General features: G+C 63.1%; 13 protein-coding genes and 1 pseudogene. 9 read left to right on the top strand and 5 right to left on the bottom strand.

Features of this window, described 5'->3' with window-relative positions; genetic code table 11:
- Positions 1-139 precede the first annotated feature (139 nt).
- Both AC0L3D_RS25895 and AC0L3D_RS25890 read left to right on the top strand, forming a co-directional pair.
- On the top strand, positions 140-1,423 hold the full coding sequence (locus tag AC0L3D_RS25895; protein ID WP_473629035.1) for an NAD(P)/FAD-dependent oxidoreductase: 1,284 nt from the start codon (positions 140-142) through the stop codon (positions 1,421-1,423).
- A gap of 227 nt (positions 1,424-1,650) precedes the next feature.
- The gene (locus tag AC0L3D_RS25890) at positions 1,651-2,478 is read left to right on the top strand and encodes an SH3 domain-containing protein (RefSeq protein WP_473629036.1); all 828 of its coding nucleotides are present in this window, start codon (positions 1,651-1,653) and stop codon (positions 2,476-2,478) included.
- 112 nt (positions 2,479-2,590) lie between these two features.
- On the opposite strand, the gene AC0L3D_RS25885 is transcribed toward AC0L3D_RS25890, so the two are convergent.
- Positions 2,591-3,337: an SDR family oxidoreductase gene (locus tag AC0L3D_RS25885; RefSeq protein WP_473646256.1), complete on the bottom strand. Its 747-nt coding sequence runs from the start codon at positions 3,335-3,337 to the stop codon at positions 2,591-2,593.
- 303 nt (positions 3,338-3,640) lie between these two features.
- Here AC0L3D_RS25885 and zwf point away from each other — a divergent pair, with 303 nt between their 5' ends.
- From zwf to AC0L3D_RS25850, 7 genes and pseudogenes are all read left to right on the top strand, one after another.
- Positions 3,641-5,110 (top strand): glucose-6-phosphate dehydrogenase, encoded by a 1,470-nt coding sequence (gene zwf, locus AC0L3D_RS25880; RefSeq protein WP_236375126.1) that lies wholly within the window; start codon positions 3,641-3,643, stop codon positions 5,108-5,110.
- A complete protein-coding gene (pgl, locus tag AC0L3D_RS25875) occupies positions 5,092-5,808 on the top strand; it encodes a 6-phosphogluconolactonase (RefSeq protein WP_473629037.1) in 717 nt (238 codons plus the stop codon). Before zwf ends, pgl begins: the two co-directional genes overlap by 19 nt.
- 66 nt (positions 5,809-5,874) lie before the next feature.
- Positions 5,875-7,719, top strand: a complete 1,845-nt coding sequence (gene edd, locus AC0L3D_RS25870) for a phosphogluconate dehydratase (protein ID WP_236375132.1) — start codon at positions 5,875-5,877, stop codon at positions 7,717-7,719.
- 14 nt (positions 7,720-7,733) lie between these two features.
- A pseudogene (locus AC0L3D_RS25865) lies at positions 7,734-8,378 on the top strand (anion permease).
- Positions 8,379-8,394: 16 nt separating this feature from the next.
- A complete protein-coding gene (locus AC0L3D_RS25860; protein WP_287173647.1) occupies positions 8,395-8,526 on the top strand; it encodes a hypothetical protein in 132 nt (43 codons plus the stop codon).
- 223 nt (positions 8,527-8,749) lie between these two features.
- On the top strand, positions 8,750-9,286 hold the full coding sequence (locus AC0L3D_RS25855) for a FecR domain-containing protein (protein WP_473629038.1): 537 nt from the start codon (positions 8,750-8,752) through the stop codon (positions 9,284-9,286).
- Between the two features lie 5 nt (positions 9,287-9,291).
- A complete protein-coding gene (locus tag AC0L3D_RS25850) occupies positions 9,292-11,181 on the top strand; it encodes a CHASE2 domain-containing protein (protein ID WP_473646254.1) in 1,890 nt (629 codons plus the stop codon).
- 366 nt (positions 11,182-11,547) lie between these two features.
- Here AC0L3D_RS25850 and AC0L3D_RS25845 read toward each other — a convergent pair whose 3' ends face one another.
- The 4 genes from AC0L3D_RS25845 to folD all read right to left on the bottom strand — a co-directional run bounded on the left by AC0L3D_RS25845 (position 11,548) and on the right by folD (position 16,171).
- A complete protein-coding gene (locus AC0L3D_RS25845) occupies positions 11,548-12,081 on the bottom strand; it encodes a dihydrofolate reductase family protein (RefSeq protein ID WP_473629040.1) in 534 nt (177 codons plus the stop codon).
- A gap of 334 nt (positions 12,082-12,415) precedes the next feature.
- Positions 12,416-14,077: a vWA domain-containing protein gene (locus AC0L3D_RS25840; protein ID WP_473629041.1), complete on the bottom strand. Its 1,662-nt coding sequence runs from the start codon at positions 14,075-14,077 to the stop codon at positions 12,416-12,418.
- 176 nt (positions 14,078-14,253) lie between these two features.
- On the bottom strand, positions 14,254-15,252 hold the full coding sequence (locus tag AC0L3D_RS25835; protein WP_473608775.1) for a GlxA family transcriptional regulator: 999 nt from the start codon (positions 15,250-15,252) through the stop codon (positions 14,254-14,256).
- Positions 15,253-15,271: 19 nt separating this feature from the next.
- Positions 15,272-16,171 (bottom strand): bifunctional methylenetetrahydrofolate dehydrogenase/methenyltetrahydrofolate cyclohydrolase FolD, encoded by a 900-nt coding sequence (folD, locus tag AC0L3D_RS25830; protein WP_473629042.1) that lies wholly within the window; start codon positions 16,169-16,171, stop codon positions 15,272-15,274.
- Between the last annotated feature and the right edge of the window lie 92 nt (positions 16,172-16,263).

Below are 16,263 nucleotides of genomic sequence, written 5' to 3'. Positions count from 1 at the left end.
TGCCTGCTGCCAGACGATCAGATCCCTGTAGGACTCGATTTTCGCCATTACGTGCCGCCCCCTACTGCCCTACTGCCCTACTGCCCTACTGCCCTACTGCCCTACTGCCCTACTCCCCTACTCCCCTACTCCGAGCATCATGCCCTACCAATCCCCAATCTCCCCCGGCCGCTCCTGGTATGAGGACACGGCCGGGCCGCGGCCCGAATACAAGGCGCTTGACGGTGACCTGAGGTGCGACGTCGTCGTCGTTGGCGGCGGTTTTACCGGCCTGTCGGCGGCGGTGCACCTCGCCAGGGCCGGCAGCAATGTCGTGCTGGTCGAAGCGCATCGTTTCGGCGACGGCGCATCGGGCCGCAATGGCGGCCAGCTCGGCACCGGTCAGCGCGCCTGGGCCGAGGAGCTCGAAGCGGAATACGGCTTTTCCCGGGCCAAGGCGCTGTTCGACCTCGCCGAAGAGGCCAAGGCGCATCTCCTCGAATTCGCCGCCGTCAACAAGATCGAGATCGACTACATGCAAGGCCAGATGTCGGTGGCGCACAAGCAGCGCTATGTCGATGACTACAAGGCGCATGCCGAGATCATGGCGAACCGCTTCGGCTATCCACACATCAGCTTCATGGACGCCAGGGAGACGGCGGAGCGGTTGGGCTCGGCGCGCTATTTCGGCGGCACCCGCGACACCGGCACCGGGCACATCCATCCGCTGAAGCTGGTGATCGGCACGGCAAACGTGGCGGCGCAGGCGGGCGCGCTGCTGTTCGAGCAGACGCCGGCGACCGCCATCGCGTCCGTTGGCGGCAAGGTCAGGGTCACGACGCCGAAAGGCACGATATCAGCCGAGAAATGTCTGATCGGCGTCAACGCCCATGGCGGCACGCTCGAGCCGATCAGTGCCGCGCATATCATGCCGATCGGCTCCTTCATCGGCGCGACGGTGCCGCTTGCGGATTCAAACGTGTTGCCGGGCGGTGAGGCGGTCGACGATTCCCGCTTCGTCGTGCGCTACTTCCGCAAATCGACGGATGGGCGTCTGCTTTTCGGCGGGCGCGAGATCTACGCGGTCAACGATCCGAAAGACATCCATGTCCACATCCGCCGGCAGATCGCCGAGCTTTACCCTGACCTCAGCGATGTCGAGATCACTCATGGCTGGGGCGGCTATGTCGGCATCACGATGCCGAGAAAACCGTTCGTGCGGGAGGTGATGCCCAATGTGATCTCGGTCGGCGGCTATTCCGGCCACGGCGTCATGCTGTCGAACTTTTTCGGCAAGCTCTATGCCGAAACCGTCGCCGGCAACCGGGACCGGCTGAGGCTGATCGAGGACCTGAACATCCCGGCCTTTCCCGGTGGCCGGCGCTTGCGCGCGCCTCTGATGTTTCTTGCGCTCAACTGGTATGCTTTGAGGGACCGCATATAACCACAGGTTGCAAAATCCCTTGCAAGTTGAAGAATCGATCGTAAAGGTGCAGAATCCGCCCCGCAAGGGCGCAGTGATGCCACAATCGCCGGCAAAGGATGCCGGTTCTGGGCAGTCGAAGGGGGATTTTGCGGGCCTGCCCGCGTTGGATTGGGACCGATGCCGACCAGATGCCGGTTCCCGGCACAGGTCGTAAGAACGTTGGCCCGCAAATGGAGGTTGTAAGAGTGAGAGAGCCCTTCAGTTTCGGCGCGCCGGAACGACGGCGCTTTGCGATGCAGTTTGGCTACGACATGCAGCCCAGGTTCTGGAGGCAAATCCGGTCGAACCTGCATCTGGTCATCGCCGCGTTTGGTACAGCAGCGCTGCTTGGCGTGGCAGCGATGGCGCTATGGCTGGCATTGCCGGCCACTGAGAGACAAGCGGTCGCGAGTCCCGAGCAGATCGTTTCCAGCATTCCGGTGAAAACGACACGGATCGTGCCGGCCGCGGCGCAGCAGGCTGCGAGCAAGACCGATGCGATTTCGTCGGCGGTAGTTGCAGCGAAGGCCGAGATAGCGGCGCTGGCGCCCAATGATCCCCGCTGGACAGGATCGGGACCGAAGACCACATCCGGCCAAACGGGGGGCGGCCAGACGGCGGGCGGCCAGACGGCGGGCCAGGCTGAAAAAGCAGACAAGCCGTCCACCGCGGCGGCATTCGCCGATCCGGCAGCGAAAACCAAAGTGGCAGCATTGATTGCCAAAGTCGCTGCTCCCGCCAAGGCGGCGACGGACGGTGCGCCAACCGCCGCCATCTCGACCCCGAAGCCGCTGCCGGCCGCGACACAGAAGGATGGCGCCCAGGCCAAAGTCGAGGCCAAGCAAGCAAGCGCGGCAGGACGTATCCTCAGGGGCGTCACCATGCGCACCGGTCCGAAGAACAGTGCGGCCGCCATCGTCACCATTCCGGCCAAGACCTCGGTTCAGGTGATGGGCTGCAAGAAATGGTGCCAGATCGTCTTCAACGGCAAACGCGGCTGGATCTACAAGAGCTTCGTCAAGACCGGCGCGTAGCATCGGTCAGGCCGTTCTTTGACGTTGCCCACGGCACATTTGGCTGCCGCAATCAGCCGCCCGCGTGCGAGGGACGGTCAGGTCAAACTTGAAACCGACAGGGCCGGACGGCTCAGATGCACCGTCCGCCGTCGATCTCCAGCGCCACGCCAGTGATGAAGGCCGCCTCGTCCGACGCCAGCCATAGCGCCGCGTTGGCTATGTCGAGCGGCGTCGAAAGCCGGCCAAGTGGGATCGACGCGCGGAATTTCTCGCGGATTTCGGGCGTGTCGGCGCCCCTGAATTTTTCCAGCATGCCGGTCTCGCCGGCGACCGGGCACAGGCAGTTGACGCGGATGTTCTTCGGCGCGAGTTCCACCGCCATGGATTTGGTCGCGGTGATCGCCCAGCCCTTCGACGCATTGTACCAGGTGAGGCCGGGCCGTGGCCTGATGCCGGCGGTCGAGGCCGTGGTCAGGATGACGCCGCCGCCTTGCCTAGCCATCACCGGCACGACCGCCAGGGCGGCGTGGTAGATCGCCTTCATGTTGACGGCCGTGATCAGATCGAAGGTCGCATCGTCGACCTCGAGCATATCGCCGTTGCGATGGGTGTAGCCGGCATTGTTGACCATGATGTCGATGCGGCCAAAGGCACTCTTTGCGGCATAGACCATCTCGTCGAACTCGGAACGGGTCGAGACGTCCGTCTGGGTCCAGATCGCCGCCCGGCCGATCTCGTTGGCGACGCGTTCGGCGCCCTTGGCGTTGAGGTCGGCGACAACGATTTTGGCGCCCTCCTCGGCAAAACGCTTGGCCATGCCCTCGCCGAAGCCTGACGCGGCACCGGTGATGATGGCAACTTTGTTTTCCAGGCGCATGGCTTTCTCACTCATGATTGAAGACTCCCCGCTCCGGCAGCCTCCGGCAATGGTCGCCGAAAGAGACTCTCGATTTCTCCTTTGGCTTTCGCCTCGATCCCGCTCTATGCTGCATCTGCGAAGGCCTCCCGGAACCACCTCGCCGACAAGCGTCCGGGTTGCGCCAGTGTCAAGGGCACACCTCAGAACAATCGGCACACGTCCGATTGGCCCCGGGGATGTGACGCCGTGTCACTGGAAAATCTAAATCGATTAGATTATATCCACGCGTACACCAGCGAGCGGCGTCAGAGCGGACAGACCATGACCAGCCAGATCATTCCCGTCGACCCTTTCGACTTCATCATCTTCGGCGGCACCGGCGATCTGTCGGAACGCAAGCTTTTGCCGTCACTCTATCATCGCCAGCGCGGCCATCAGTTTTCCGAACCGACGCGCATCATCGGCACGTCGCGCTCGAAAATGACCGACGAGGAATTCCAGGCTTTCGCCAGGCAGGCGATTTCCGACCATGTGAAACCGGCCGATATCGACGCCGCGGAATTGGAGACGTTCCTTGCCCGGCTTTCCTACGTCTCGGCTGACGCGACGACCGGCGCGGGCTTCGACAAATTGAAGACGGCGATCGGCGACAGCGAATGCATCCGCGCCTTCTACCTGGCGGTTGCGCCGGCGCTGTTCGGCGACATCTCGCACAAGCTGAAAGAGAACGGGCTGATCACGCCGAACTCGCGCATCGTGCTGGAGAAGCCGATCGGGCGCGATCTCGCCTCGGCGCGCCAGCTCAACGATTTGGTCGGCGACGATTTCCATGAAAGCCAGATTTTCCGCATCGATCACTATCTCGGCAAGGAAACGGTGCAGAATCTGATGGCGCTGCGCTTTGCCAATGCGCTCTACGAGCCGCTGTGGAATTCCGCCAATGTCGATCATGTGCAGATCACCGTGGCCGAGACCGTCGGCCTCGAAGACCGCGTCACCTATTACGACAAGGCGGGCGCGCTGCGCGACATGGTGCAGAACCACATGCTGCAGCTTCTCTGCCTCGTCGCCATGGAGGCGCCGTCGTCGATGGACGCCGACGCCGTGCGCGACGAAAAGCTGAAGGTTCTGCGCGCGCTGAAACGCATCAACGGCAATGAAGCGCCCAAGCACACGGTACGCGGCCAGTACCGTGCCGGGGCCTCGGCCGGCGGGCCGGTGAAAGGCTATGTCGAGGAGCTCGGCAAGAACAGCAACACCGAGACCTTCGTTGCGCTCAAGGCCGAAATCGGCAACTGGCGCTGGGCCGGCGTGCCGTTCTACCTCAGGACGGGCAAGCGGCTGGCGACACGCGTCTCGGAGATCGTCATCGAATTCAAGCCGATCCCGCACTCGATCTTCGGCGACAGCGCCGGGCCGATCTCGGCCAACCAGCTGGTCATCCGGCTGCAGCCCGACGAAGGGGTCAAGCAGTTCATCATGATCAAGGATCCGGGGCCTGGCGGCATGCGGCTGCGCCAGATCCCGCTCGATATGAGCTTCGCGCAATCCTTCGACGGCCGCGCCCCCGACGCCTATGAGCGACTGATCATGGACGTCATCCGTGGCAACCAGACGCTGTTCATGCGCCGCGACGAGGTCGAGGCGGCGTGGAAATGGATCGACCCGATCCAGGACGCATGGGAAGGCGCCAGGCAGGAGGCGCAGGGCTATACCGCCGGCACATGGGGCCCCTCCGCCTCGATTGCGCTGATCGAACGCGACGGGCGGACATGGCACGAGAGCAATTGAACGGCGCCGCCTACAACTGGCACGCATTTGCCGAACGCCAAGACCTGGCGGCTGCACTTGCCGGCCACGTCGCAGGCCGCCTAACCAATGCGATCGCTGAGCGCGGCACGGCATTGCTCGCCGTTTCCGGCGGCACGACGCCGGCGAAATTTTTCGCATCGCTTTCGAGCATCCCGATCGCCTGGAACAAGGTCACGGTGACGCTGGTCGACGAGCGTTGCGTGCCGGTCTCCTCGCCGCGCTCCAACGCCGGGCTGGTCGCCGCCAATCTTTTGCAACACGCCGCCGCAGCCGCACGTTTCGTGCCGCTCTACCAAGAGGCAGAAAGCGTCGGCAACACATCGGAGGCCGATAGTAGGATGTTGCGGTCGCTGCCCTGGCCGCTCGATGTGGTCGTGCTTGGCATGGGAACCGATGGCCATACCGCGTCGTTTTTCCCTGATGCCGACAATCTGGAAACACTGCTCGACCCGTCGTCGGAAAGGGTCGTGCTCCCGGTTCACGCGACAAGCGCCGGCGAGCCGCGCCTGACGCTGTCGCTGGCGCGGATCGTCAGTGCCGGCTTCATCGCGCTGCACATCGAGGGCGAGGACAAGCGCACGGCATTCGAAAGCGCGATGGCATCGGAAACGCGAAAGCCCATTCGCGCCGTGCTCGACGCAGCCGAGAGACCCGTACAGGTTTTCTGGGCACCCTGATTTCAACTTGCCAAGGGGTCCCGCACGGACCGTGTTTGCGGGACCTCGCCTGAAAGGACCGACGCCATGACCGCGAGACGCGACATCGAAGCCATCACCGAGCGCATCCGCCAACGCTCCAGACCGGGGCGCGAGGCCTATCTCGGCCGCATCGCCGAGGCATCGAGCCGCACCGCCAACCGGGCCGTGCTGTCCTGCGGCAACCTCGCCCACGGCTTTGCCGTGTGCAGCCCTTCGGAAAAGCTGGCATTGGGCGGCGACCGCGTGCCGAACCTCGGCATCATCACCTCCTATAACGACATGCTGTCGGCGCATCAGCCTTTCGAGACATTTCCGGCGCTGATCAAGGACGCGGCGCGCGAGGCCGGCGGCATTGCCCAGGTCGCCGGCGGCGTGCCGGCAATGTGCGACGGCGTCACCCAGGGCCAGCCCGGCATGGAGCTGTCGCTGTTCTCGCGCGACGTGATCGCCATGGCGGCGGCGATCGGCCTGTCGCACAACATGTTCGACGCCGCCGTCCATCTCGGCGTCTGCGACAAGATCGTGCCGGGGCTGGTGATCGCGGCGCTGACCTTCGGCCATCTGCCGGCGGTGTTCATCCCGGCCGGACCGATGACGACGGGCCTGCCCAATGACGAGAAGGCCAAGGTCCGCCAGCTCTATGCCGAAGGCAAGGCAGGACGGGCCGAACTGCTCGAGGCCGAGTCCAAATCCTATCACGGGCCGGGAACCTGCACCTTCTACGGCACGGCGAACTCCAACCAGATGCTGATGGAGATCATGGGCCTGCACACGCCGGGCGCCTCCTTCGTCAACCCCGGCACGCCGTTGCGCGACGCGCTGACCCGGGAGGCGACGAAGCGGGCGCTGGCGATCACCGCGCTCGGCAACGCTTACACGCCGGTCGGCCGGATGATCGACGAGCGCTCGTTCGTCAACGGCATCGTCGGCCTGCACGCCACCGGCGGATCGACCAATCACACCATCCACCTGATCGCCATGGCCGCCGCGGCCGGCATCGCCATTACCTGGCAGGATATTTCGGACCTTTCGGAAGCCGTGCCGCTGCTGGCGCGGGTCTATCCGAACGGCCTTGCCGACGTGAACCATTTCCACGCAGCCGGCGGGCTCGGCTTCCTGATCCGCGAACTGCTCGACGAGGGAATATTGCACGAGGACGTCCAGACGGTTTGGGGCGAAGGGCTGCGGCCATATGCGGTCGAGGCCAAGCTCGGCGCCGATGGCGGCGTGGTGCGCGAGGCCTCGCCCCGCGAAAGCGGCGACGAGAAGGTGCTGGCGCCGTTCAAGAAGGCGTTCCAGCCGACGGGCGGGCTGAAAATGCTGTCAGGCAATCTCGGCCACGCCGTCATCAAGACTTCCGCCGTGAAACCGGAACGGCGCATCATCGAGGCGCCTGCCAAGGTTTTCGACAGCCAGCAAGGGCTCAACGAGGCGTTCAAGGCCGGCACGTTGACCGGCGATTTCATCGCCGTCATCCGCTTCCAGGGGCCGAAAGCCAACGGCATGCCGGAGTTGCACAAGCTGACTACCGTGCTCGGCGTCCTGCAGGATCGCGGCCAGCATGTGGCGCTGGTCACCGACGGGCGCATGTCGGGCGCGAGCGGCAAGGTGCCGGCGGCGATCCATGTGACGCCGGAGGCGGTCGAGGACGGGCCGATCGCCAGGATCCATGACGGCGACATCATCAGGCTCGACGCCGACGCCGGTACGCTGGAAGTCTTGGTGCCGGCAGGCGATTTCGCGCTGCGCCGGGCAGCGGACAGCGATCTTGTCGGCAATGAATTCGGTTTTGGCCGCGAGCTTTTCGCCGGGTTGCGGCAAATGGTCGGCCGTGCCGACCACGGCGCCAGCGCATTCGGAAACAACGTGGCGGAATTCGCGCTGCAGTGAAAAGGGCGGCGGGGATGTCTCCAAGGCGGGAAGCGTCGCCATCGTCTGGAGGGGCTCTTGAAGACGGTCGCGGCCATCGTGCTGTCGCCGCTCACCGGCTTCGTGCTGGCTCTGGTGCTGATACTCACCGTCTCCTGGATTTCGTCCGCCAGACGCCCTTCGCCGTCGACAATACCTTCCGCACCCTGCAATTCGTCTCAGCCTCGCTCTATTCGCTCGGCCATGGCGGCAATGATGCGCAAAAGACGATGGGCATCATCGCGGTGCTGCTCTACTCGCAGGGCATGCTCGGGGGCGAGTTCTACGTGCCCTTCTGGGTGGTGATCACCTGGAGGCAATGCTGGCGCTAGGCACGCTGTTTTGGCGGCTGGCGCATCGTCCACACGATGGGCTCGAAGATCACCCGGCTCAATCCGATGCAGGGTTTCTGCGCCGAGACCGGCGACGCGATCACGCTGTTCGGCGCGACGCTGGCTCGGCATCCCGGTCTCCACCACGCACACCATCACCGGCGTGATCGTCGGCGTCGGAGCGGCACGGCGCACCTCTGCCTCCGCTCGGACATAGCCGGCTCGATCGTGATCGCCTGGGTCATCACCATGCCCTCTACGGCGCTGATTGCTGCTTGCTGTTATGGAATCGTGGCACTCTTCAGTTAATGCGGAGCCCGGAAGTTTGACTGACGATCGCGAAGGTCGACTGCTGCCGCTGCTCGAAGATCAGCTTTGGAGAAGCGGTCAGAATGTCGCGAAATGGCGCGACCTGCTCGTTCTGGCAGATGAGCCGAACAGCAGCGTCGCCGCGTGACGTTCGCGACATTCGCATCGCGGCCGCTTCAACGGCTTGATGTCGCCTTATTTGGTGTTGGAGCAAGCTATCGTGCTAAGATCGCTGGTCGGCACCGTGCTACCTCCAAGGCAACGCGGCTGCAAGTGCCGGTTCGTACGCATGAGTATGCTGCCAAGCTGACCGCAGAAGACAATGCATAGATTTTCTTGCCGCAGATTCTCGCAAAAGCAAGGGGACGTTCATGAGCGCAAGTGGCCGATATCTCCGGAGCCTGATGGCCTGCATGCTTGCCTGTGTCTTCTGGGTGGATACCGTTTCAGCGCAGTCGAATAACGCCGGCTGTACGTTCAGACTGGTAGCAGGGACGTCCCGACAAATTCTGAGATGCCGGCAAGGCCTTACCATCATTGCGGAAGATGGCGCTCGTTTTGCACTGGTGGACCGTGATCGAAATGGTAGTGCCGATGCGGTCAGATTACGGCGCAAGGCGCTGTTCCTCGATGCTCCAGCCGGCAGGGTCCGGGGTGGCTTCGCTGTCGTCACCCCGCAGGCGATCGCGGCGGTGCGAGGTACAAAATGGGCAGTTGACGTTGCCCGAGGCAAGACTTCTGTCTTCGTCGTCAAAGGTCGCGTCGCCGTGCAAAGGCCGGCGTCCAATGCTGGCGTAGTCCTCGGGCCGGGTGAAGGCGTCGATGTGGAAGCCGGAACAGGCACACTGACGGTCAAGCGCTGGCCCGCCGCACGTGTTTCGGCATTGATGGCGCGTTTCGGTCAGTAAGCTAAATGAGCGGGCGAGCGCTTCAGACGCTGATCGCGCTCGTCCTGGCGGGTCTTTGGGGGGCCGGGCTTGGCTTTGCGCACTGGCGCGGCAACATGTGGGGCCTCGATCGCGTCGAAGCAACGATGACGGATCTTCGAACGCTTGTTCGGGGAACCACAACGCCGCCGGAGCTGATTACCATTGTCGCGATAGACGACGAAGCGGTCCGAAACGAGGGCCGCTATCCCCTCAGCCGCGCCACGCTTGCCCGGATTGTCGACACGATAGCTCGCTTTGGGCCGAAAGCCATTGCGGTCGACCTGCTGCTGGTTGATCCCGGGACAAAAGATGATGATGAGGCGCTCGCGCGTTCGCTGCGTGGAACTTCAAGCGTAATCGCTGCTGCAGCGGTCTACTCGGGAGGTAAACAATCGATTGCAGTCGAGGGCGATGGCCCTCTCGCCCGAGTGCCGAATGCCAACCGGTTTTTGTGGCCCCTGAAAGCGTTCTCGGATATCGCCGCGGTCGGCGTCGTGAATGTGGTTACCGACTGGACGGGAACGCCTCGGTTCGTCCCGTTGCTGTTTCGGGCCGGAGATCGGACGGAAGCGTCTTTCTCCCTGCGCGTTGCCGCCATGGCGGTGGGAGAGGATCCGGGAATAGCGCCCGACTATCTATCTCTGGGCCGACAGCGGATTCGGACGGACATTGGTCACATACTCCCTCTGACATTCTATGGCCCCCGCGGCACGATCCGCACGATCAGCGCCACGACGGTGCTGGGGGGCCAAGTCGATGGCGGCATTATTCGGGATCGAATTGTTGTGATCGGAGCAACTGCAACCGGCGCCGGCGATGTTTTCCCGACACCGTTTGATCCCGTGCTCCCAGGCGTCGAGGTCATGTCGACGGCCATTGCCCATCTGATGACCGGCGACGGCATAGTGCGAGATCAGTACGTTCGCCTTGCAGATGCCGGCTTTGCGGTGGTGCTGCCGGTGGTTCTTGTGGGGCTGTTGGCATGGCGTCGCAATGCCATCGGCCTTGCAGCGATCATCGGCGTGGTTGTGATCTGGTTCGTGGTCAATATGACCGCATTCTCACACCATATCTGGCTGAGCGCGGCGTTGCCGATGGCCGCCGCCGTTCCGCCGGCTATTTTGTTCGGGGCCGCGCAGCTTTGGTTGGGCAGGAACCAGGCCCAGTATTTCGCCACGCAGAGCGAATTGCTTCAACGAGTTGAGGCCCCGGGCTTTGCGGGGTGGCTCGCTAAGCATGGCGACTTTCTCCTGGAACCTGTCCGGAGGGACGCCGCCATCATATTCATTGACCTGTCCGGTTTCACCGGACTGAGCGAAACATTGGGGCCGAACGCCACACGCGAACTTTTGAACACGTTCCATGCGTTGGTGGACGAAGAGGTGACAAGCTGCGGTGGCGTCGTCACGAATTTCATGGGTGACGGAGCCATGATCCTGTTCGGCCTACCGGAAGCCGCGACAGATGATGCCTTCAATGCTGCCCGCTGCTGCGCAGCGCTCTCCAGCCGTACCAGCAACTGGCTCGTCTCGTTGCCCGCATCAACTGCATCTAGGCTCGGCTTCAAGATCGGAGCGCATTACGGAACAATCGTTGCGTCGCGACTCGGTGGCAAAGGCCGTCAGCACATCGCGACGACGGGTGATACGGTTAACGTCGCCAGTCGCTTGATGGAGATCGCGGCCGGCCAAAATGCCGAAGTCGCAGTGAGCGACGAAATGCTGCAAGTCGCCGGCCGCGACTGCGAGTTGTTCAAATCTGGTGCTCTAAGAGGACCTGTGGAAGCACAGGTCCGCGGGCGTTCAGGCTCTCTCGCAATCTGGCTGTGGCAGAGTTCGCAGACGCTGCAGGATACCAGGCCCCGTGAACAATGATGGTACCGGAATGTCTGAATGGCGCCCGTTTGGCCGCGACACTTCGAATCCTGCCTGAGGCCGCGGCCAACCCGAACGGGAGATTCTGAAAAAATCCGCATTGATGGAAGGCAGCTTCGGGTCATGGGCGTGAATTCGGCCGGGGGCGAACGAGCTTCCGCTTAGGGTCGTATCAGGCTGTAGCGCGAACGGCAGGTTTGGAGAAACGCAATGAAGGTCGGCAAATGGCGCAACCGAGCCGTTCGGCCGATCCCCGCCGAATGGCGAAGTTGTGTGCGTCAAGTCTGCAAAAATGGCGTGGCATTCAGCGGCGACGTTGGCGTGTCTTTTCAACCTCAAAGCGGGCCTGGTCGGCGTGGTCTGTAATCAGGCAGGAACGTAGGTCAACCTGATGACTTCCCCGCCGATTCGCTCGCTGGCCACAAGGCGGAGTGGTGGCCGAGAGCCGGCGAAGAAGGGCTTGCCGCGACCAAGCACCACGGGGTGAAGGTAGAGGCGGTATTCGTCGATCAGACCCATTTCGGTCAGGCTTTGCGCCAACTTTGGTCCGGAAGCGGAAATCTCTCCTGTTAGCTTGGCCTTTAGCCTGCGTATCACTACCTCGACGTCATCCGCGATAAGCGTGGCATTGGGACCGACCGACTTCAACGAGCGCGATACAATCCATTTCGGCTGGCGCCGCCACGCCGCCGCGAACTCGTGTTGCTCCGTACCCCACTCAGGACGGTCTTCGTCCCAATAGCGCATGGCCTCGTACATGCGGCGACCGTACACACTGCCGGTCAGGTCGCGCACGTGCTCTATCCAGTGACGAAAGAGCGCGGGACTTGGCGCAGGTAATTCCTCGTGGTCGACATAGCCGTCGAGGGACTGGTTCATTCCGAATACGATCTTCGCCATGCTGCAAAATCTCCCCGTCAGGTATACAAGACGACCGACAGCCAAGCGCCCCGACACATGCTCGAAAATTTTTTCTTGCGGGGGTCGTTACCCGGTTCTTGTCGCAAAATTCCCGAGTCTTGAATCGGTTTCGCGACTGATATTTGCGACGTCGCAAACCGGATGTTCTGCGACGATCCTGCGAACAGAACGCTTTTGCGAAAATTTTACCGCAAGCTAAACCGCGCGAAACGTCCGCGCCGCAGGCGAATATTGCGCTGCAAGATACTTGGGGTCCACATTTGGGTCAGGGGCTGGGCTCGCGACCCCCCCCCTTTTTAGACGTCGAATGTCCCTACTGCACCGTCAGTTCGGAACGCTCGCCGGCCTTGATGGTCACTGTGCCTTCCTTTGAGCTATTGTCCGACTTCTCAGAGACGACGGCATAGTCGCCGGCCGGCAGCGCCGCCTGATATTTCTCGTCATAGGCGTAACCGAGCGATTTGCGGTTGCCGTTGATGTCCTTCTTCGCATCGAAAATCTCGATTTTCGAAGCTCCTGGCGCGGTGATCGCCAGCACGCCGGCATTGATGGCGATCTTCAGATCCTGGTGCTCACCGGCCTTGACGCTGAACGGCTGCTCGACGACGGCAAGGTCGACCGTCGCCGTCAGCACATAGTCGTCGGGCGGCAGATCGAACTTGCTGTCGGGGCCATAGGCATAAGCCACCTCTTGCCTCGTTCCGTCGATCTTCTTTTTTGCCTTGAACACCTTGAAGCCAATGCCCGAGCCGTCGGCCTTGTCGCCGCCGGCAATGTAGTAGGCGTTGGCAACGACACGGCCGACGCCAACGACGATATCCTTATTGACGACCTTGCCGGCAGTGAGCGGGATGGTTTCGGTAACCTCGCCCTGCCCGATCCTGACCGTGACTTTCTGATCGCCGGCCGGCAACACCACCTTGGTGTCGCCATAATAGGTCGCAGGCATTTCAACGCCCGGAAAGGCGATCACGACAGCCGCACCATCGGCCACATCCGCTCCCTCGCTTGGCCGCGGATGAATGATGAGCGTGCCGGCATCAAGCACGAAGAGGGGCTTGTAGACCTGGCCCGCCTCGACCGTGATCTTCTGTTCGGTCCTGGCCTCGCCATGGCGCGCCACGACTGTGTAATCATCCGGCTCCAGATTGCCTTTATAAGCTCCGTATTCGGTGGCGACGTATTCGCCGCGCGTGCCGTCGGACTTCGCCTTGAATATCTCCCAGGAATTGCCGTCGGTGACGGGATCGCCGCCCTCGGCGAGCACCACGGCGGGGATGAAGTTGAACTCCGGTTTTTCCGGCGCGGCGACCGGCTGCGGCGCCGGCGCTGGTTCGGGCGCCGGTGCAGGTGCGGCGGCGATGGTCTCGACCAGCGCGTCCTGCAGCGCCTTCTCATCCGACGCCTGGATGTATTTGCCGCCGGTGTTGTCGGCGAGGCAAGCAACCTGCCTGCCCTCGTCCGCGGTCAGGCCGAAGCCGACGACGTTTACGGTGAAGTCGACACCGGCAGCCCTCAGTTCCTTGCCGAGCGCGCAGGGGTCGCCTTTGCAGGTCTCGAGCCCGTCGGTGATCAGGATGACGGTGGCCTTGTCCTCGGTGTATTTCAGCGCCTCGGCCGCCTGCCTGACGGCTGATGTCAGCGGCGTCTTGCCGATGAATTTCAGGCTGTCGGCGGCAGTGGAAACAGCACCTGCCGAGCCGGCCTGCGGCGGCACGATGAGCTCGATGTCCTCGCAACTGCCCTTCTCGCGATGGCCATAGGCCATGAAGCCGATTTCCTTGTCGGCGGGGACCGTTTGCAGCACCGTTCGCAGCGATTCGCGGGCGATTTCGAGCTTCGGCTTGCCGTCGATCTGCGCCCACATCGAACCGGAGGCGTCGAGAACGATGACGACACGGTCGGCGCCAAGGCCGAGCGTTGTCATCCACAACAGGAGCGCCGCCGCAACGATGCTCCGTGCAAGTCCCGCCATGAAATCTCCCCCCGGTCAGTGACCAGTCAGTGGTCGCCAGTTCGTCGCAGCCAGTCAGCTTCTGCCAGCCAGTCCATGCCCGCCAGTCCGTGCCGCCGGGGGAAGCTATTTGACGCCGCGTCAGGATACAAGCCCGGGCGCCGGGGCACGTGGCGGCGCGGACTGCGCCAAACCGTTCAATATGTCGTGCGCCGCTCTTCGGAAGGCGGCCGGCCAAACTGCAGCCGATAGCTCTGGGCAAAATAGGAGTGCGAGGTGAAGCCGGTGGCGATCGCCACGTCGAGGATCGGCATGTTGGTCTGGCGCAGCAATTCGCGCGCCCGCTCAAGCCTGAGCCGCATGTAATAGCGGCCGGGCGTCACACTGAGGTGGCGCAGGAACAGCCGCTCGACCTGGCGCACCGACAGGCCCGCCGACTTGGCGAGCTGCACCGCCGACAGCGGCTCGTCGAGATGGTCGGCCATCAGCTCGACGATGCGGCGCAGCTTCTCCGATTTTCCGGTCAGGTCGCGCTCAGGGCCGACGCGCTGGCGGTCGCCGGCGGAGCGGATGCGCTCGTGCTGGAACTGGTTGGCGACGCCGTTGGCGAGGCTCGAGCCGAAATCGCCGCGCACGATCTCCAGCATCAGGTCGATCGAGGTGGTGCCGCCGGCGCAGGTATAACGCTTACGATCGATCTCGAAGACGTTGCCGGTGCAGTTGATGTCGGGAAACCGTTCGACGAAGCCGGCGCGGTTTTCCCAGTGGATGGTGCAGCGATAGCCTTCGAGCTGGCCTGCCTCGGCGAGCAGATAGGAGCCGACCGACAGTGCGCCGAGCGCGTTGCCGCGCCGGCCCCAGCTGCGCAGCGCCGCCAGCACCTTGCTCTTGCCGGGAAACTCGGTCGTCAGCCCGACCGAGACGAAAAGAATATCGACCGGCGGCAGATCGGCGACAGCGTAGTCGATCTTGAGCGGCAGGCCGTTGGAGGCCAGGACGGCATCGCCGTCGGCCGACACCGTCGTCCAGCCATAGAAGTCGTGGCCGAGCAGCCGATTGGCCGACCGGAACGTGTCGATTGCGGCGGCCAGCGAGAACATGGAAAACTTGTCGACCAGCAGGAACCCGAACTGCCGGCCGCCGTGAATGGGATCATTGGCGACCGGCCGCTCTGAGGGAACAGTGAGGTTCGGCAAAGCTTTGGGCTTTCCAGGTTCAGAAAGACGGCCGTTTCAATCCGGCCGCGAGATAGGCGGAAGCTAGCGTGTTGGCCATCAGCATGGCAATGGTCATCGGGCCGACGCCGCCGGGCACCGGCGTGATGGCGCCGGCCGTCCTGGCCGCTTCCGCAAAGGCGACGTCACCGACGAGACGGGTCTTGCCTTCGCCCTTTTCTGGCGCCGCGATGCGGTTGATGCCGACGTCGATGACGGTGGCGCCCGGCTTGACCCAGTCACCCCTGACCATTTCAGCTCTGCCGACAGCAGCAACGAGAATGTCGGCGGTGCGCGCCAGCGCGGCCAGGTCCCTCGTGCGGCTGTGCGCGACGGTGACGGTGCAGTTGGCGGCAAGCAGAAGATTGGCCATCGGCTTGCCGACGATGTTGGAGCGGCCGACGACCACCGCATTGAGCCCGGAAAGATCCTTGCCGCGCACACGCTCGATGAGCAGCATCGAGCCGGCCGGCGTGCAAGGCACGAACGCCGTCTCCAGTTCGCCGGTGCCGAGCTTGCCGACATTGATGAAGTGGAAGCCGTCGACATCCTTTTGCGGCGCTATTGCCTGGATGACCTTGCCCGCATCGATATGGCCAGGCAGCGGCAGCTGCACCAGGATGCCGTTGATGCCGGGATCGGCGTTGAGTTCGCCGATGATGGCAAGCAGTTCCTGTTCGGACATCTCGGCCGGCAGCGTGTGCTGGACCGAATGAAAGCCGCATTCCTTGGCGGTGCGGGATTTGGAGGCGACGTAAACCTGGCTCGCCGGATCCTCACCGACGATGACCACGGCGAGACCGGGCTTGTGCGCCCCCTTTTCCATCAGTTCGATCGTCAGAGCCTTGACGCGCCGCACCACGCCTTCGGCAACGCTTTTTCCGTCAATCAACTCGGCCATCAACCACCCTCAACATCGTTCTGCTTCGGGCGGCATTCTCACGAAAATCCGACCGGGCAATCCCGTCAAAGCGCCGTCTTATGCCGCTAACT

It is taken from the genome of Mesorhizobium sp. WSM4837 (assembly GCF_055811435.1).
The sequence above is the reverse complement of the archived record's forward strand: the minus strand, read 5'-3'. Positions and strand labels throughout refer to the sequence as shown.